Consider the following 18,485-nt stretch of genomic DNA (forward strand, 5'->3'; position numbering starts at 1 on the left):
ATGACCGGAGAGGAAGCCGCCGACGGACCGGACGAGGGTACGAGCAGTGTCGACGAGACCGACGACGCGGTCTCGAGCGACGCCTCGCAGCCGAATCCCGGCCAGGGTGTCGTCCGCCGCGATCGCTTCGCCGGCGGCCCGGCCCGCGGCTTTCTCTCCTCGCTCGCAGCCGACGAGCGGATCTTCGCAGCCGATCTGGCGGTCGACCGCGCCCACGTCGTGATGCTCGCAGAGTGCGGGATCATCGACGACGAGACGGCCGGTGAGATCCTCCAGGCGCTCGAGGCAGTCGCTGACGAGGGCCATACCGCCCTCCCCGAGGGCGAGGACGTCCACGAAGCGATCGAGACGGCGGTCATCGATCAGATCGGCGCGGACGGCGGGAAGATGCACACCGCCCGCTCGCGAAACGACGAGGTCGCGGCCTGCATCCGCTACCGGCTGCGCGAGGATGTCCTCCGGACGATCGAGACGACGCTCGCGCTCCGCGAGACGTTACTCGAGACAGCCGCCGAGCACGACGAGACGATCATGCCCGGCTACACGCACCTCCAGCCCGCCCAGCCGACCACGGTGGCCCACTGGGCGCTGGCCTACGAGGGCGCGATCGCCCGCGATACGGCGCGCCTGCTCGACGCCTACGGCCGGATCAACGAGTCGCCGTTGGGCGGGGCCGCGTTCGCCGGCACGCCGTTCGACATCGACCGCGAGCGCACGGCCGAACTGCTCGGCTTCGACGGTATCGTCGAGAATTCGATGGACGCATCCTCGAGTCGGGACTTCTTACTCGAGGCGACACAGGCGCTGTCGACACACGCGACGACGCTGTCGGGGCTCGCCGAGGACGTGATCGTCTTCGCGAACCGCGGCTTCGTCGACCTCTCGGACGACTATTCCTCGACCTCGTCGATCATGCCCCAGAAGAAGAATCCCGACACGCTCGAACTCGTCCGCGCGGTCGCGGGCGACGCCGCCGGCAGCGTCCAGGGACTGACGACGACGCTCAAGGGCCTACCCCGCGCGTATAACCGCGACCTCCAGCGCGCGACGCCCCACGCCTGGGAGACCGTCGATGCGGTGACGCAGGCGAGCGAAGTCGCCGCCGGCGCGGTCGCGACGGCCGACTGGAACGACGAGGCGCTGGCCGACGAGGCCGGCGCGGGCTTCTCGACGGCGACCGGCGTCGCCGACCTGCTCGCAATGGCCGGAGTTCCGTTCCGAACGGCCCACGAGATCGTCGCCATCGCAGCCGAGAACGGGGGCGACTACGACGCGATCGAGGCCGCCGTCGAGGACGTACTCGGCGACCCCCTCGAGTCGCTGGTCGAGCCCGAAGCGGTCGAAGACGCACTCGACCCCGAGACCAGCGTGTCGAGTCGCGACTCGACCGGCGGCCCGGCCCCCGAGGCCGTGGCCGCCCAGCGCGAGTCGGCTCGCGAGCAGCTCGCCGACGACCGCACGGAACTCGAGGCCCGTGAGGCGTCGCTTTCAAACGCACACCGCACACTCCGCACGGAGGTGGACGAATATGTCTGAGCTGGTTTCAGGGTTCATTCTCGACGCGGGCGGTCACATTCGACGGCCCCGGCGACGGCGATCCCCGCGAGGGGATAACCTACCTACTACGTGATAATTCAAATAAAACCCGGCAAAGAACCGCATCGACGCACCGTTAGAGTGGACTGCGGATAGTATAATTTCGCTGTTAAGTTCGAAGGGTTTAAGGGTGATCGGCTCACAGTTTCGGGTACCATGACCGAATGCGTCGAGTGTGGGGCGGAGGTGTCCCTGCACGACGATCTGGAAGTTGGAGAGATCGTTGACTGTACGACCTGTGGCGCCGAACTCGAAGTCGTCGACACCGAGCCGCCAGTCCTCGAGCGAGCCCCCGAGCTCGAAGAGGACTGGGGTGAGTGACCTTGCACACGGTCGCAACGAAACTGCGCCGTGTGTCTCTCCCCGCTGAGGGGTGGTTCGCGTGAAGGTAGGCATACTCTACTCCCGAATTCGCAAAGACGAGAAGCTCCTCTTGAACGAGCTTCGCGAGCGTGATCACGACGTCGAGAAGATCGACGTTCGCAAGCAGACGTTCGATATCAGCGAGGCACCCGACGAGATCGCCGACCTCGACATCGTCGTCGACCGCTGTCTCGCCACGAGCCGGAGTCTGTACGCGACGCAGTTCTTCGAGGCGTACGGCATTCCCGTGGTAAACAGCCACGAGACCGCGGATATCTGTGCTGACAAAGTCAAAAACAGCCTCGCACTCGAGCAAGCGGGCGTTCCAACGCCCGCCACGAAGGTCGCCTTTACCAAAGAGACCGCGATGGAGGCCATCGAGGAGTTTGGCTACCCTTGCGTCTTGAAGCCCGTCGTGGGCTCGTGGGGTCGCCTGATGGCGAAGATCGATTCGCCGGACGCAGCAGAGGCCATTCTGGAACACAAGGCCACGCTCGGCCACTACGAGCACAAGGTGTTCTACGTTCAGGAGTTCGTCGACAAGCCGGGACGAGACATCCGCGTGCTCGCGACCGACGGCGAGCCGATCGCGGGGATGGTTCGCTCCTCGGATCACTGGATCACCAACGCCGCGAAGGGTGCCGAGACAGACGTCTTCGAGCCCGACGAGGAAGCAAGAGAGCTCGTCAAGAAGGCCAGCGACGCCGTCGGTGGCGGCCTGCTGGGTATCGATCTGATGGAGACCGAAGACGGCTATACGGTCCACGAGGTCAACCACACCGTCGAGTTCAAGGCCTTAGACGGCGCCGTCGAGACCGATGTCGCCGGCACCGTCGTCGACTGGCTCGAGGAGAAGGCCGCGGAAGCGGCCGATTCGGAGCTCGAGGTGACCGCCTGATGGCGGTCGATACTGACACCAGCGCCAGCGGGGCCGGCGAGACCGTGACGGCGACCGTCGTCGGCGGCTCGGGCTTCACTGGCGGCGAACTGTTGCGACTGCTTGCGGGCCACCCGAACGTCGAGATTGCCGAGGTGACGAGCCGCTCGAAAGCCGGCAAGAGTGTCGGCTCCGTTCACCCACCGCTTCGTGGTGCGGACCTGCGCTTTACCGAACCCAACGATCTCGAGAGCGTCGACATCCTGTTCGCCGCGACGCCCCACGGCGTCTCGATGGGACAGGTCGACGAGTTTTTCGACATTGCAGACACCGTCGTCGACCTCTCAGCAGACTTCCGTCTCGATACGGAAGCACAGTACGACGAGTGGTACGACGGACACGTCGCGCCGGAGTACTTAGAGAAGGCCGAGTACGCACTGCCCGAAATCAACCGGGAGAACCTCCCCGGTGCGGAGCTCATCGCGGGCGGCGGCTGTAACGCCACCGCGACCATCCTAGGGCTGTACCCGCTGTTCGAACACGACATCTTGGAGGGCGGCGAGCAGGTCGTCGTCGACGTCAAAGTCGGCTCCTCTGAAGGCGGTGCCGGCGGCGGGGAAGCGTCCTCGCATCCCGAGCGCTCGGGCGTCGTCCGCCCCTACGCGCCGACGGGCCACCGTCACGAGGCCGAAATCGAGCAGTTCCTCGGTACTTCGGTGGCATTTACTTGCCATGCAGTCGACATGATCCGTGGCGCCAGCGCGACGAGCCACGTCTTCCCAAGCGGGCCCGTCTCGAAGGGCGATCTCTGGAAAGCGTATCGGGGCTGCTACGAGGACGAGCCCTTCGTCCGCATGGCCGCGGGCGGTTCCGGCGTCTACCGCTATCCCGAGCCGAAGGCGGTTTCGGGAACGAATTTCGCCGAGGTCGGCTTCGAACTCGATCCGTCGAACAAGCGCATCGTCGTCTTCTCGGCGATCGACAACATGATGAAGGGATCGGCTGGCCAGGCGGTCCACGCCGCGAACATCGCCCTCGGCTTCGAGGAGACGGCTGGCCTCGAGTTCGCAGGGCTACACCCCGTGGGGGCGCCGTAGGATGACGGTAGTCGTCAAGATCGGCGGCGCTCGCGCCGTCGAACCCGAAGGAGCGCTCGCGGACGTTGCGAGCCTCGTCGAAGACGGCGAGGACGTCGTCCTCACCCACGGCGGCTCGACCGCCGTCGACGAGACCTTAGAGGCCCTCGGCCAGGAACCGACCTACGTCGAGACGCCCGGGGGCGTCGTCGGCCGCTTTACCGACGAGGAGACGATGGACGTTTTCAAGATGGTCATGCCCGGCAAGCTCAACACCGATCTGGTCGAGAGCTTGCAGAACGAGGGCGTGAACGCGGTCGGGCTCTCGGGTACCGACGGCAAACTATTGGAAGGAAAACGCAAGTCCGCCGTCCGCGCGAAGGTGGACGGCAAGAAGAAGATTTTACGCGGCGACCACTCGGGCAAGATCGAGTCGGTCAACGCGGACCTACTCGAGACGCTACTCGCAGGCGGCTACACGCCCGTCGTCTCGGTTCCTGCACTCGGCGCCGAGAAGGACGGCGGCTACACTGCCGTCAACGCCGACGCCGACCGCGCCGCGGCAGCGATCGCGGGCGCGCTCGAAGCGGACTTGGTCGTCCTGACGGACGTTTCGGGAATCTACGAAGATCCCGACGACGAGTCGACGAAGATCGATTCGGCGTCGACACCCGAGGAGTTCGAAGCCGTCACGGACGCCGCCGAGGGGTTCATGACAAAGAAGGTCATGGCCGCAGAGGAAGCGTTAACCGGCGGCGCGTCGTCGGTCATCGTCGCGACGGCCAACGCCGACGAACCGATCACGAGTGCGCTCGCAGGCGAGGGCACGACCCTCGAGTCGACCGTACTCGAGGACGCGGACGCCGAAACGGAGGAAGCAACACAATGAGCGACCACGACTTCGTCTCCGGCAGCAAGCCCATCCGTATCGAACGTGGCGAGGGAGCGTCCCTCTACACGCCGGACGGCACGGAGTATCTGGATGCCGGCGCGAGCTACGCCTGCACGCCGCTCGGCCACAGCCACCCGGCTGTCGTCGACGCAGTACAGGAGCAGGTCGGCAACCTCACGTTCGTCGACTCCTCGTTTCCCGTCCAATCTCGCGAGGACGCCTACGCGGCGCTCGTGGCAGCCACACCTGACGGACTGGATCAGGCATGGTTCTGTAACTCCGGAACCGAATCCAACGAGGCGGCGCTGAAGTTCGCCCGGTCTGCGACCGGCAACTCGACGATCGTCGCGGCAACCCGCTCGTTCCACGGGCGAACGATGGGGTCGCTCGCGGCGACCTGGAAGGACAAGTACAAGAAACCCTACGAGCCCTTAGCCGGCGACATCGAGTTCGTCCCCTACGGCGACGACGAGGAACTCGCCGCGGCCGTCGACAACGAGACCGCTGCCGTCATCTTAGAGCCGATCCAGGGCGAAGGCGGCATCAACGTCCCGCCCGCGGGCTACCTCGAGACGGCACGCGAACTCACCGAGGAGACCGGCGCGGCGCTGATCTTCGACGAGGTCCAGACCGGCATGGGCCGGACGGGCGAGATGTGGGCCTGCGAAAACGCGGGTGTGACGCCCGACATTATCACGACGGCGAAGGGGCTTGGCAACGGTCTCCCGGTCGGCGCAGTCGTCGTCACAGACTGGATCGCCGACGGCGCGGCCTCGCACAACGCCACGTTCAGCGGCGGCCCCGTCGTCACTGCGGCGGTCCACGCGACCATCTCGACGCTGGTCGAAGAGGAGTGGCCCGCCCACGCCGCCGAGATGGGCGACTATCTCACGACGGAACTCGAGAACGCCCTCGGCGACGAGGTGCGCGAGGTTCGTGGCGAGGGCTTGCTGATCGGCATCGAGCTGAAACGCGGCGCGAACCGCGTCGCCCGGGACCTGGCGCTCGAACACCAGATTCTGGCGCTTCCGGCGGGCCGGACCGTTCTGCGCCTGCTGCCGCCGCTCACGATCGGCGAGGCCGAAGCCGATCAGTTCGTCGACGCGCTGACCGAGATCCTCGCACCCGACGCGGAAGCCGAGTAAGACCATGAACGCGAGCATGACCGAACCGACCGACGTATCGCTCGACGACGCCCGCGAACTGCTGATCGACCTCGTTTCGATTCCCTCCCCTTCCGGCGAGGAGACGGACGCGGCCGACCGGCTCGTCGAGTTCTTCGAGACGTACGGCCGCGACGTGTGGATCGACGAGGTCGGCAACGTGCGGGCGCCGGCGGACGACGCCGCCCTGTTGACCTCTCACGTCGACACTGTTCCAGGAGACATTCCCGTCGACGTGAAACCGGCCAGCGACGCAGATATTGCGGCCGACGTCGCTGACGAGGGCGACGACGTGCTCTGGGGACGCGGCAGCGTCGACGCGACGGGACCGCTCGCTGCGATGGCCGCGGCCGCCGTGCGGACGGGCGTCTCGTTCGTCGGCGTCGTTGGCGAGGAAGTCGACTCGACGGGTGCACGCTATCTGGTCGACGATCGCGACGAGATGCCCGAGGCCGTTATCAACGGCGAGCCGTCTGGAACCGACGGGATCACGCTTGGGTACCGTGGCTTAGTCGCTGGAACCTACGTCGCGACGAGTGAGTCCGGACACACGTCCCGGCCGGATCCGAACGCGATCCAGCACGCCGTTCGGTGGTGGTCGACCGTCGAAGAGCGCTTCGAAGGCGACGAGTACGAACCCGTCTTCGAGCAGGTGACCACCAAACCGGTCGACATCGACGGCGGGGTCAGCGAGGACGGGCTCTCCGTCGAGGCGACGATGGATGTCCAGCTTCGCGTCCCGCCAGCTCTCGACGTCGAGACTGTCCGCGAGACCGCAGAGGCCGAACTCGAGGTCGGGACCGTCACCTGGAAGGACGCGGTTCCGCCCGTGATGACGAGCCCGCGAACGGAGGTCGCACGAGCCTTCCGCGTCGCCATCCGCGAGGAGGGCGAAGAGCCTCGCCTCGTCCGGAAAACCGGCACCAGCGACATGAACATCTACGCCGGTGCGTGGGACTGCCCGATGGCAACCTACGGTCCAGGGAACTCCGACCTCGACCACGCGCCCGACGAGCGACTCTCGCTGTCAGCGTTCGATCGCTCGGTCGAGGTTCTGACTCGCGTCGCCGACGACCTCGGGGGTGAGGCGTGATGGCGGGGAACGACGACGTGAGACACCTGCTCGACGTCGACGACCTCTCAGCTGCAGAACTCGAGACAGTCCTCGACCAGGCCGCCGAGTACAAACGCGCCCAAGACGCCGGCGAGGACCACAAGGACCTCCCCGGCCAGACGCTCGGGATGATCTTCCAGAAGCCGAGCACTCGGACCCGCGTCTCCTTCGAAACGGGCATGACACAGCTGGGCGGCCACGCGATCTTTCTCGGCGCCGACGACATCCAGCTCGGCCGGGGCGAACCCCTAAAAGACACCGCGCGAACGCTCTCTCGGTACGTCGACGTCGTGATGGGACGTGTCTTCAAACACGAAAACATCGAGGTGCTCGCAGAGTACGCCGACGTCCCCATCGTCAACGGGCTCACCGACGACGCCCACCCCTGCCAGACGCTCGCTGATCTGCTGACGATCCGCGAGCACTACGGTGATCTCTCCGACGTCTCGGCGGCCTGGGTCGGCGACGGTAACAACGTCGCCCAGTCGTTCGCGCTCGGCTGTGCCCTCGCCGGCATCGACCTCACCGTCGCAACACCCGAGGGCTACGAGATGGACGAGGATATCGAATCGCGGGCGGCCGAACTCGGACCCGCACCCACGGTGACGACCGATCCCGTCGAGGCCGTCGCCGACGCCGACGTCGTCTACACCGACGTCTGGATCAGTATGGGCCAAGAGGACGAACGCGACGTCCGCATGGACGCCTTCGAGGGGTTCCAGGTGAACGACGAGCTGTTAGCCCACGCCCCCGAGGCCTCCGTGCTGCACTGTCTGCCGGCCCACCGCGGCGAGGAGATCTCCGACGACGTGATCGAAGGCGAGCGCTCGATCGTCTTCGACCAGGCGGAAAATCGGCTCCACGCCCAGAAGGCGCTGTTGAGTTGGTTGGTAGCATAGGCAACTGCCCCGGCCGCCGCGAACCCACGCCACTTTTCTCCCTGCCAGCCCTTCCCGCGGACAATGAGTCTCAGTCTTGCCGCGGCACAACCCGACATCCCGGCCGACGCCGAGGACGGCGCCTGGCTCGAGTGCATCGAGTGTGGCGAAACGTACGCCCCATTCGAGGACGTCCGCTACACCTGCGACGAGTGCGACGGGCTGCTCGAAGTCCGATACGCCGACCTGCCCACGCTCGAAGACTTCGCGGGCCAGGGCCGGGGCGTCTGGCGCTACCGCGACGCGCTCCCCCTCGAATCGGGCGTGACGACCCAGGAGGGAGATACGCCGCTATACCGCGTCCCCCGACTCGAAGAGGAGATCGGCGTCGAGGCGTTGCGGATCAAACACGAGGGGATGAACCCCACCGGCTCGTTCAAAGATCGAGGCATGACCGTCGGCGTCGCCGTCGCGAAGGAACTCGGCGTCGGCCGGCTGGCCTGTGCGTCGACCGGCAACACGAGCGCGGCACTCGCAGCCTACGGCTCCCGGGGCGGGATGGAGACGCTCGTTCTCCTCCCCGCGGGGAAAGTCGCCGCCGGGAAGATTGCCCAGGCGAGCCTCCACGGCGCCCGCATTCTCGAAGTTGACGGCAATTTCGACGCCTGTCTCGACATCGTCCAGGAGCTTGCGGCTCGCGGCGAGGCCTACCTACTCAACTCGCTGAACCCCTTCCGGCTCGAAGGGCAGAAGACGATCGGCCTCGAGATCCTGGAGGCCTTCCGCGACGACTACGGCGCCTTCCCCGACCGGATCATCCTCCCCGTCGGCAACGCCGGCAACACCTCGGCGCTGTACAAGGCTTTCCGGGAGCTAGTCCAGTCTGGCTCGCTCTCGATCGACGAGGTGCCGAAGCTCACCGGTGTCCAGGCCGAGGGCGCCGCGCCGATGGTCGAGGCGATCGAGAACGACGCCGACGAGGTCCGACGCTGGGACGACGTCGAGACGCGTGCAACCGCAATCCGGATCGGCAACCCGGTCAACGCGCCGAAGGCGCTTCCGGGTATCCGCGAGACCGGTGGAACGGCCATTGCCGTCTCCGACGAAGAGATCACCGACGCCCAGCGCCAGCTCGCCGAAGAAGGAATTGGCGTCGAACCGGCCTCCGCGGCCTCCGTCGCGGGACTGCGAAAGCTCCGCGCCGAGGGAATCGTCGACGGCGACGAGCGCGTCGCCTGCCTGACGACCGGCCATCTGCTCAAAGACCCCGACGCCGCCGCGGCCGCGGGGAGCGATCCCGAGCCGGTGCCGAACGACACTGAGGGCGTCCTCGAAGTGCTGTAATCGACGCACGGAACACACGTGCGTCTTGTAGCACTGTCGATTCCGAGCAAGCGACATCTCTCGCGCACAGAGGTAGCCAGCGACGACGTCTGTCGTCTGACAGACAGTGGGCAGACATGTCTGACTAGTGGCTGACTGACAGTTTTGTAGGTAGCCGTTGCAGGGTTCGATCCATGTCCACCCACCATCACACTGCGTCCCACCGCGAGTTGGTCTCGAGGACGACGGAGAGCCCGGAACTGGTGGATCGATCAGCCGGAGGTTCCCGAACCGATCCCTTCCTGCCACTCGCAACGAATATCGAGCGAACGAGACACCAGTTGCGAATCGCGTTCCTCGAGCGCGAGCTTGCAGCCAGTCGGATGAACAGACAGGCCATCATCAATCAGTACGAACTCGTTCTCGAGGAGCGAGCGTGCGACTGTAATCGTCCCCACAGCACGTAGCCAAGCCACCGGCCAACAAGCAACCGCCCCACCCACATTCACAATATATTCTAACCCATAATTTAAGTTGTGATGTGCACGATATTATTGTGTGTGACAATACGTGCCGACCGACCAACCAGGACCGGATACGATCTGCCCGGAATGTGACGGACGTTTGCGCTCGATGAACACCGAAACCATCTGTGAGGAGTGCGGACTGGTTTCCACAGAGGATGCCATCGATCGTGGCCCAGAGTGGCGATCGTTCGACGACGGGGTGGACCGACGACGAACGGGCGCCCCGCTCACTCGATCGAGACACGATCGTGGACTCTCGACGGAGATTGGCTACGGAACTGGGTCCCGGCTCACGGGACGCAAACGCCGCCAGCTTGCGCGGATGCGCCGGGAGCACAATCGAGCGCGGATCGCTTCGAAGGCGGATCGAAACCAGGTGTACGGGTTCACCGAGATCAGGCGAATCGTCTCTGAGCTTTCCCTCCCCGAATCCGCACGCGAGCAGGCGTGTTCGCTGTTCGACTCCGCTCAGTCTGCCGACCTCTTTGCCGGGCGATCGATCGAGGGGTTCGCAGCCGCAGCAGTGTACGCGATCTGTCGGACACTGTCGATCGCCCGAACACTCGCAGAGGTCGTCGCAGTCTCTCGTGCAGACCGCGAGGAGTTGAAAGTCGCATACGACGCCCTGAACCGCGAGCTGGGGTTGCCCACCGGGCCGATCGATCCTACGCAGTACCTGCCGCGGTACGCGTCGAAGCTGGATCTCGATTCAGCGGTCGAGCGCATAGCTCGGGAGTATGTAACCCAGCTAACCGAGGCACGCGTAATCGGGGGTCGAAACCCCAGCGGAGTGGCAGCAGCATGTCTCTACGCAGCGGCGATCGAGTGTCCGCAGACAGAGCGAATTACCCAGGCCGCCGCCGCAGACATTGCAGACGTACAGCCAGTGACCGTCCGGTCGACGGTCACCGAACTCGAAAAACTCTGAGCGACGGAGAATCCACGGGTCGCGTCGAATCAGGTAGTCCGAAGCGAGTCCGTACTCGGCTCGTAGACCTCGCCTTTCTGTTTTAATTTCTCGATCTCGCGTTCGGCTTTGGACTGATCGAGCCCGATCTCTGTTGCCCGGTCGAGAACTATGTCAATCGGAGCGCCGTCGTCGTACTCCTCTTCGACCTCGCCGATCAGCTGCTTGATATTCTTGATCCGGTCGCGCTGGGACTTCGAGGTGCCGGCCTCGACGATGTCGGCGTCGAACTCGCCGGTTTCGGGATCGACGCCGATGTCCTGCAGACAGGAGCGGACGATCTCGATCACCCGCTCGGCGTCCTCTATTTCAACCGTATCCGAGAGACGAATGCGAGCGCTGGCCTCGGAGAGCCGGACGAGTGCTTCGAGTTTTCGGGCGGTGACCGGGATGGGGGCGTCCTCGTCGGTTCCCTTCGACCGGAGGTCGACGTAGAAGTCCCGGATCGCTTCGCGGGCCTCCTCGGTCATCCGCGGGTGACAGTTCTGTTTCGCGTAGGCGACGTACTTGCGCAGGAGGTCAGCGTCGATCGCGGGATCGACCGTCTCGGTCATCTCGTCGATCTCGCCCTGGCTGACGTCTAAGTTAGTCATCTGCTCGCGCTGTGTCGTCAGCTCTCCGGCGTAGTTGGTGGTGATGATGTGCTCTGCAAGGTTGCGGTCTTTTTCCTCGTCGGGCTGGTCCGTGACCGTGAAGATGAGGTCGAACCGCGAGATGAGCGCCGGTTCGAGATCGATCTGCTCGCTGATCGGCTCGTAGTGGTCGAACCGGCCGTACTTGGGGTTAGCGGCGCCCAGCAGCGAGCAGCGGGATTTCAGGGTGGCGTTGATTCCCGCCTTCGAGACCGAGATTTTCTGCTGCTCTAACGCCTCGTGCATGGCCGACCGGTCGTCGGCGGCCATCTTGTCTAGCTCGTCGACCGCGGCGATTCCCTGGTCGGCGAGCACGAGCGCGCCGGCCTCTAAGGTCCACTGTTGGCCGTCGCCGAAGTCATCTCTCACAGCTGCGGCAGTAAGCCCCGCGCTACTGCTGCCTTTTCCGGACGTATAGACGGACCGAGGGGCGATGTTCTGGATGTAGCCCAGCATCTGGGAGTTGTGCGAGATGACCCCGTTCGAAACGTAGTTGTGCGTCCCTTCGATCTCGAGGTCGTACACCCAGTCATAGTCGGGGTCGACCGTTTCGATTGATTCGATGCGTTCCCAGTAGACGTCGCCTTCGACGAATTGCTCGAGAGCGGCGATGCTCGCTTTTACGGATCCGCCGTCTGCTAATGCACCTTCTTCGGTCTGGCTCTCCTCCCTTGGTAGTGCGGCTTTGAAGGCTCCGATGACCTCTCGAAGGCTCTCGCGGCTCGGATTTCTCGATCCTCGTTCGTAGTGTTGATACGTCGATCGAGGAAGTCCACAGTCAGCTTGTGTAAGCGATAGCGACTCACGAATCTGTCGAAGCTCCGACCCGATATCAGGAATGATATCGAGGTTAGTGTTCCCTTCCGTATCGACGTACTGTTCGGCAGAGTCCTGTTTTCGCTGCGTTACGAATCCGATCTTCGCGACGTACGTCTCGAATTCGCTGCCGCTTATTCTGAGACGATAACTGCCATTACGTCGTTCGTGAAGTTGTGACCGGATCCCGACAGAGAGCAGGAGCGTTCTGATGCCTTCGAGCAGTTCACGGCTCATTGAAGCGACGGTTATCTCTCGCTGCGACGCCGAAACGTGGCCCTCCCCTTCGATGAACGCTTTGAGGAACTCCGACCTCGTCGAGTCACTAGCTTCGAAAAGGTCATCCGGGACACATTGTTCGTCGGATGACTGAAGGATACACGGTTCGAGCGCTTCGAGGAAACTTACGAACTCACCTGCTGAACAGAGTAGTTCACGGGCTTCTTTACTCTCATGGGGATCCCGTTCTGTCGTATTGAGACCCAGTTCCTCGAGAGCGTTCGTTGCATCGTTCAGGACTTCTCTATCGTTGTTTGTAATCGAAACGAATCCGGTGTTGTCATTTCGCTTCTCTACATAACCCTCTGCAATTATGTATCCGATTAACCGGGATAACGAAGGTGTCCACTCCGTCGGCAGATCGAGTTGAACGGCATTCCGAGACTTGGATCGTCGGAAGTCGACATCGAGAACGTCCTTACCGTCTGTTGGATAGTTTCGAGGTGCAGCAACGAACTGTCCCTCAGTGAGATCATCTGCTACAACCGGTGTGAACTGTCCGTCTTGTTGGACGAACAGCGGATGCGACGGCGTCACCTCGAGTTCCCGTCCACTCACGGTCCGAATTCGATACATTTGCTCAGGTGCTTCGCGTTTCCACACTTTTGTCGCCCGCTGGGGAGCAATGGATCCGTCGTCCTGAAGCGATGGGACCTCGAGATCAATCTCGTCCCACCAGCCGTCATCGATTGGTTTCGGGTCCTCGAAATGTGATTCGACGAGTTCGCGAATCGGGACCGTTCGTCCGTCCGCGAGCGTGATATTCGTATCTCCTTTCACACACTTTCCAGTACCCGGATCACCGATGAGGAGCATGTGCAGGTCCCCGCGAATCCGGGAGCCGTCGGGCAGCTGTTTCGTCACGCCCGAGAACAGCTGCAACATCATGGCGAGCTTCTCTTCGTCGTAGCCGTAGATCGAAGGGGCGATGGAGTCGACCATCCGCTCGTAGATGTCCTCCTGGCTCGAGAGGCGGACGATCTCTTCTTTGTCCTCGCCGGTGATATCCATGTCCTCGAACTGCTCTTCGTCGACGTCGACTGCCATCCCTTCCATGTAGAAGTCGAAGATGGGCGACTTCTCCTGCTGGTTGCCCTGCTGTTCGAGTCGGAGGACGCCGACTGCCGAGACGTGGTCGCCCGGCGTCACCTCGCCGGTGATGTCGTCTTCGACGTGGACGTCGAGCGCCTGGGGCGTCTCGCCGCCGCGCAGGCCTTCGGGGCTCTCCTGGATGCGTAGCTTCTGGGCGTCGACGAACTCGGACTGGTCGAAGTTCACCCGGAAGGGGCCCTGGCGTTCACAGCCCTGGCACTCGTGGGGTTCCTGGAAGTCGCCACTGGACTGGGGAACACGGGTGAGGGTACCACAGAGCTGACACTCGAAGGCCGCCTCCTCGATCTTGGGGCGGACGTCTGTCGCCTTGCGGACGATGCCCCGAACCTGAACCAGCGAGTTCATGTCGCGGGCGCGGATGTCACGGATCTCCGGCGACTCCGTCTCGGCTAAGTTGCGAACTCGGACGTGGGCCTGTCCGAGGCTGACGTCGATCGGAAGATCGTACAGTCGTAAGGCCTCCTCGGCGTAGCGCTGGAGCTGTTCGGGCTGGGCGAGGACGTCGTCTGCGAGGTCGGGATCGTACCGGTAGAGATCCTGCCAGTCGATCCAGAGCGACCGCTGCTCGTTTGGGTATCGCTGCGCAAGCTGTTTGATCTCGTTGTCGTAATAGTTGCGGAAGAACTGCTCGAACGCGTCGACGAGTTCGGAATTTCCCGCTTGCGCCATTGCACTGGGATAGGGGCGCCACCGCGTATAAATTGTGGCATAGTCCGGCGAAAGTGGAGGGGCGGTGAGCCGGCGGGCCCCACACTGTGTGACTCGTCGGCGACGTTCCGAAGGCGTCAGTCAGTATCGGTTGTCGTCGTTCGAACCGAACCGACTACGGATTCGCTTGACCGCGTACGCGCCGCCGACGGCGCCAACGGCGCCCGGAAGGAGGGCAGAGCCGGAGACGTCGTCGGCGTGGTCACGGAGGCCGAGATCCCGCAACCGGTCTTCGACGCCGGCGTCCGGAACCCAGTCGGGGAGGATGCTGGCCTCCGAGACGGTGTACGGTCGCATCATATCGTGGTCCTCGTGCTCGATCATGTGACAGTGCCACATGTACTCGCCCGTCTGATCGGTGAACAACCCCTCGTACTCGCCGAAGTGGACGATGACGTGGACCACCTCGCCGGGGTGGACGGTTACCACGTCGTTCCAGCCCAGTTCGTACGATTCAGGCGGCTCGAGCGCGTCCGGATCGACATCGTCCTCAGCCGGGTCGTACTCCGAGGTCGGCTGTCGTCCGAGCACCTGAAACTGGACCAGGTGGAGATGAACCGGGTGGGACATCCCGGTGAAATTGTCGAAGCTCCAGATCTCGGTATCGCCGAGCGTGGGAGTTTCAGTCACCGGGTCGGTCATCCGCAGGCCAGACGGCTCGTCCTCCGTCCCGAGGAGGTGCATCGTCCGGCCATAATCGTCAGACTGGGCGGTGAGCGTGAGGTAGCGCTCGTTGTCGACCGAGTCGACCGGAATCTCAGGGACCTCGGTCAGTTCGCTTGGCACCTGGCTGTCGTCTTCCCCATCGGCGTCGGCGGCGACCTCGATCAGCATGATCTCGGGGAGCGGTTCGGAGTCGTCCACCCCGTTTCCGGTCTCACCGCGGTACACCGCCGGCGCGTCGTTGTGGAGGATGAGCGTCTCGCCGGCGTAGTCGGTGAAGTCGACGACGACGTCTGCGCGCTGGCTCGAACCAAGTTCGAGGCGGTCGTCGGTCTCGACCGGCTCGGAGAGCAGCCCACCGTCGCTGCCGATCTCGACGAACGGGGGGCCGCCGGCGCCTACCTCGCCCGAAGACTCGTCGTATTCGAGTAGTTTGAGGTTGTAAAAGCGACTGTTGGAACCATTTAGCATCCGGAATCGGTATTTTCGTGGTTCGACCGAAAGACGCGGCCAGGCCTTCCCGTTGACGACCGGCGTGTCTCCGAAGAAGTGTGGGACGATGCTCGGTTCGGGATGCGAATCGTCGGGACTGCCGTGTGTCTCGGAGACGGCAGTTGGGTAAAAGAGAGAGCCGTCGTCGTTGAAACGCCGATCCTGAATAAGAAGGGGGATCTCGTACTCGCCGTCGGGGAGGTCGAGGCTACGCTCGTGATCGTCCCGAAGCAGATAGAATCCTGCGAGGCCGGCGTAGACGTTCAGTCGCGTGATGGCCTTCGCGTGGTCGTGATACCACAGCGTCGCCGGCGGCTGGTCGTTGACGTAGTAGTAGTCTTTCTTCTCGAAATCGGGACCCGTCTCCGCAAAGTCGCGGGTGAACCAGGCTTGGGCCTTCCCATCGCTTACGTCTTCGATACTCCCGCCGTGGAGATGGGTGACGGTCCGCACACCGTCTATATCGTAGGGAATCATCTCGTCGTGGATCGTGGTGTCGACGGGGAGGAGATGATCATCCGGTAGATCGTTCTTCCACCGGACGTAGATCGGCTCGCCGCGCTCGGCCTCGATAGTGGGGCCGGGATACTGCCCGTCGAACCCCCAGACTGTCGTTTCGGGGAGATCGCGGTGGATCTCCTGTTCGACCTCGCGCATCTCGATTTCGTAGTAGGGGTGGTCGTCTTTCGTCCCGGTCGGCTCGACGGTGCCGGGGCGTGGCAGTTCGTCGACCCACTTCTCGAGATCCGGAGACGAGTGTTCGGTCTGGGTCAGTTGGGGAATTTCGGACGCGCGCTGAACCGAAGTGGTCTCTCCCGAAATAGCGCCGGTCGACGACGCCGACGTCGCGGCCGCACCGCTCGATCCGAGCAGTCCAGCAGCCCCAATTCCCCCGATCCCCTTCAGGATGGATCGCCGCCTTGCAGGGAGTTCGGTACCGACACTAGTCCCACCGTCCCGCTGCGCCCGGTGGACGGGTGACGAGCGCTGATCGTCTGTCATAACTACGCCATCGAACATCAGTTCGAAACAAGTACTTTCGCTCGAAATTCAGTGCATAAGTTTCGCGAGAGTTAGTCACAGAAAATAGTCACCGCGCGTGATCGGTCCCGAGCGCGGTTGACGATCGCAAGAGGTGGAGAGGGCGTTCGACAGCGGCGATGGGCTTTTTCGGGACGCGGGCGTATCTACTGGCGCCGAGGTGAGAACGAATGTACGAACGATCGAGCAGTCGTTCCGAGCGCGATCCGTTCGACGCCCTGATCGACACTCTCACCGCGGCGAGCCGGTACGATCTCCTGCTCGCGATCGTTCCGGCAGCGTTCGCGGTTTCGCTGGTCGCAACTGCCGTCTTGGGTGTGTCGGTACAGCAGGCACTGGTGGTCGCATCCACCGTCGGCGTGTTCGCGATCGTCGACGCCTGCTACCGCAACCCGCCAGTCGAGCAGGGCTCGAACTGAGCAGCGTCGGCCAGCAACCGCCGCCCGTTTTTGTTCGAGATCGAGCACCGCCCGTGTCGCTCGTTTCCTGCCCGGAACCCTTTTACAGCGCAGCGATGTAGTCTGGCATAGCAATGGGACTGGGCTCGGACATGTACCGACAGCAGATCCTCGACCACTACAAGAACCCCCGGAACTACGGGGAACTCGAGGATCCAACCTTCACCCACGTCGGCGAGAATCCGATGTGCGGGGACGAGATTCGCATGGACGTCGTACTCGGGGACGACGACGAGACCATAGAACATGTGGCGTTTTCCGGAGACGGCTGTGCGATCAGCCAGGCCAGCGCGAGCATGCTCTCCGGGGAGCTCCAGGGGAAAAGCATCGACGAGCTACTCGAGATGGACCGAGACGACGTCGTCGACATGCTCGGCGTGGACATCTCGCCGATGCGGATCAAGTGTGCGGTGCTCGCAGAGAAGGTCGCCCAGGACGGCGCGGAGATCTACCGGGGCGAACTCGAAAAGGAGAAAACCTCGACCGAAGAGTAACAAGAGATCTCGTTTTGCGGTGGTTTGTCCCCATCTCGCCGGCCACACCCTTACCCGCCGGTACGACGGAGGTGACGTATGGTCGACACCGCCCTCGGGTTCGTCCTCGGCGCGATCATCGGTGCGATCGCCACCGCGGCAGGCTCGTACCTGCTTTACTGGAAACGGGAGCGAGACGCGACCCGCCGGCTTCGGCAGGCCTTCCGGAAGGAACTGCGCGCGTACGAGCACGTCGACGAGGTGATCGACGAGGGCGACTACGAAGGGGTCACGACGCGCATTGAGGCGCCCGTGATCTACGAGTCTGCGGCCGGTGATCTGGGGTTGCTCACCGAGGACGAAATCGGCCGACTGGTCGCGTTCTACAGCGCGCTGTCCTGGCTCGACGGGCTGGAAGATCCCGAGGACAAGAAGGCGCGCATCAAGACCGTCCCTGAAAAGCGACGAGCCGCACTCGAGGCGCTGGCCGAGACAAGTAGTGCGTAGCGACCTCGGATCGCCGTCGCTCGCGATCGAATCGAGACACCGAGATGGAATCGACGTCAGTTGGATAGACCGCTCGTCTGCGGTTGTGCGGGGGTCGGAACGCAGTGACGGCTGTGCTCTAGTGGTTCGGCGTGCTCGACGAACGGCCTGATCTCGTCGAAGCGCTCGGCCGTGGTGGCGACGCCGTTCCCGTCGTTGTACTCGATCACGCCGTAATCGACGAGTTGCGGGAGGTGGTTGTGTGCGAACGAGATCGACACCTGCTGGCACTCCCTCTCGGATACTGCCTCGATCGGAACGCCCCGTTCGCGGGCGGCGAGTTCGCAGGAAAGATTGTCGACGTCCACCTGATCGGTGTAAAGAAGTCTGTAGAGGAGAGACCGACGCCGCGAATCCGACAGCAGTTCGTGAACGCGATCCACCATCTCCGGTTCCATCGCTTCGGACGTCATTGACGAACGGGAAAACGAGGGAGAGTAATAGAACCGTACTGCCAAATTATTTTAATTCGCTATCCGGTGAGCACT

Annotated in this window: 17 protein-coding genes; 14 read left to right on the top strand and 3 right to left on the bottom strand. The window is 63.5% G+C overall.

Annotated features, from left to right (window positions below; translation table 11 throughout):
* The 11 genes from argH to OB905_07560 all read left to right on the top strand — a co-directional run bounded on the left by argH (position 1) and on the right by OB905_07560 (position 10,737).
* Entirely contained in the window at positions 1-1,536 is a 1,536-nt protein-coding gene (gene argH / locus OB905_07510; protein MCU4925829.1) for an argininosuccinate lyase, read from the top strand.
* A gap of 216 nt (positions 1,537-1,752) precedes the next feature.
* Entirely contained in the window at positions 1,753-1,917 is a 165-nt protein-coding gene (gene lysW / locus OB905_07515) for a lysine biosynthesis protein LysW (protein MCU4925830.1), read from the top strand.
* Between the two features lie 61 nt (positions 1,918-1,978).
* On the top strand, positions 1,979-2,857 hold the full coding sequence (lysX, locus tag OB905_07520) for a lysine biosynthesis protein LysX (GenBank protein MCU4925831.1): 879 nt from the start codon (positions 1,979-1,981) through the stop codon (positions 2,855-2,857).
* A complete protein-coding gene (gene argC / locus OB905_07525; GenBank protein ID MCU4925832.1) occupies positions 2,857-3,933 on the top strand; it encodes an N-acetyl-gamma-glutamyl-phosphate reductase in 1,077 nt (358 codons plus the stop codon). The genes lysX and argC overlap by 1 nt, the downstream gene beginning before the upstream one ends.
* 1 nt (position 3,934) lies before the next feature.
* Positions 3,935-4,801: an acetylglutamate/acetylaminoadipate kinase gene (locus OB905_07530; protein ID MCU4925833.1), complete on the top strand. Its 867-nt coding sequence runs from the start codon at positions 3,935-3,937 to the stop codon at positions 4,799-4,801.
* Positions 4,798-5,949: an aminotransferase class III-fold pyridoxal phosphate-dependent enzyme gene (locus OB905_07535; GenBank protein MCU4925834.1), complete on the top strand. Its 1,152-nt coding sequence runs from the start codon at positions 4,798-4,800 to the stop codon at positions 5,947-5,949. Before OB905_07530 ends, OB905_07535 begins: the two co-directional genes overlap by 4 nt.
* 4 nt (positions 5,950-5,953) lie before the next feature.
* Positions 5,954-7,060: a [LysW]-lysine hydrolase gene (locus OB905_07540; GenBank protein ID MCU4925835.1), complete on the top strand. Its 1,107-nt coding sequence runs from the start codon at positions 5,954-5,956 to the stop codon at positions 7,058-7,060.
* Entirely contained in the window at positions 7,060-7,980 is a 921-nt protein-coding gene (argF, locus tag OB905_07545; GenBank protein ID MCU4925836.1) for an ornithine carbamoyltransferase, read from the top strand. The genes OB905_07540 and argF overlap by 1 nt, the downstream gene beginning before the upstream one ends.
* A gap of 63 nt (positions 7,981-8,043) precedes the next feature.
* Complete coding sequence (gene thrC, locus OB905_07550) at positions 8,044-9,303, top strand: threonine synthase (protein ID MCU4925837.1); 1,260 nt, start codon at positions 8,044-8,046, stop codon at positions 9,301-9,303.
* Between the two features lie 173 nt (positions 9,304-9,476).
* Positions 9,477-9,749, top strand: coding sequence for a hypothetical protein (locus OB905_07555; GenBank protein ID MCU4925838.1), 273 nt, complete (start codon positions 9,477-9,479; stop codon positions 9,747-9,749).
* Between the two features lie 166 nt (positions 9,750-9,915).
* Positions 9,916-10,737, top strand: coding sequence for a transcription initiation factor IIB family protein (locus OB905_07560; protein ID MCU4925839.1), 822 nt, complete (start codon positions 9,916-9,918; stop codon positions 10,735-10,737).
* 29 nt (positions 10,738-10,766) lie between these two features.
* Here OB905_07560 and OB905_07565 read toward each other — a convergent pair whose 3' ends face one another.
* Both OB905_07565 and OB905_07570 read right to left on the bottom strand, forming a co-directional pair.
* Positions 10,767-14,285: an ATP-binding protein gene (locus tag OB905_07565; protein ID MCU4925840.1), complete on the bottom strand. Its 3,519-nt coding sequence runs from the start codon at positions 14,283-14,285 to the stop codon at positions 10,767-10,769.
* A 120-nt stretch (positions 14,286-14,405) separates the two neighbouring features.
* Positions 14,406-16,481, bottom strand: a complete 2,076-nt coding sequence (locus OB905_07570; protein MCU4925841.1) for a multicopper oxidase — start codon at positions 16,479-16,481, stop codon at positions 14,406-14,408.
* Positions 16,482-16,690: 209 nt separating this feature from the next.
* Between OB905_07570 and OB905_07575 the strand changes: the two genes are divergently transcribed.
* The 3 genes from OB905_07575 (at position 16,691) to OB905_07585 (ending at position 17,958) form a co-directional block, all read left to right on the top strand.
* A complete protein-coding gene (locus OB905_07575; GenBank protein ID MCU4925842.1) occupies positions 16,691-16,939 on the top strand; it encodes a hypothetical protein in 249 nt (82 codons plus the stop codon).
* 113 nt (positions 16,940-17,052) lie between these two features.
* The gene (locus tag OB905_07580; protein MCU4925843.1) at positions 17,053-17,472 is read left to right on the top strand and encodes an SUF system NifU family Fe-S cluster assembly protein; all 420 of its coding nucleotides are present in this window, start codon (positions 17,053-17,055) and stop codon (positions 17,470-17,472) included.
* Positions 17,473-17,550: 78 nt separating this feature from the next.
* The gene (locus tag OB905_07585; protein ID MCU4925844.1) at positions 17,551-17,958 is read left to right on the top strand and encodes a hypothetical protein; all 408 of its coding nucleotides are present in this window, start codon (positions 17,551-17,553) and stop codon (positions 17,956-17,958) included.
* Between the two features lie 56 nt (positions 17,959-18,014).
* Here the strand turns inward: OB905_07585 and OB905_07590 are convergent, their stop codons facing one another.
* A complete protein-coding gene (locus OB905_07590) occupies positions 18,015-18,410 on the bottom strand; it encodes a hypothetical protein (GenBank protein MCU4925845.1) in 396 nt (131 codons plus the stop codon).
* Positions 18,411-18,485 lie beyond the last annotated feature (75 nt).

Source organism: Halobacteria archaeon AArc-dxtr1, from assembly GCA_025517425.1.
GTDB lineage: Archaea > Halobacteriota > Halobacteria > Halobacteriales > Natrialbaceae > Halostagnicola.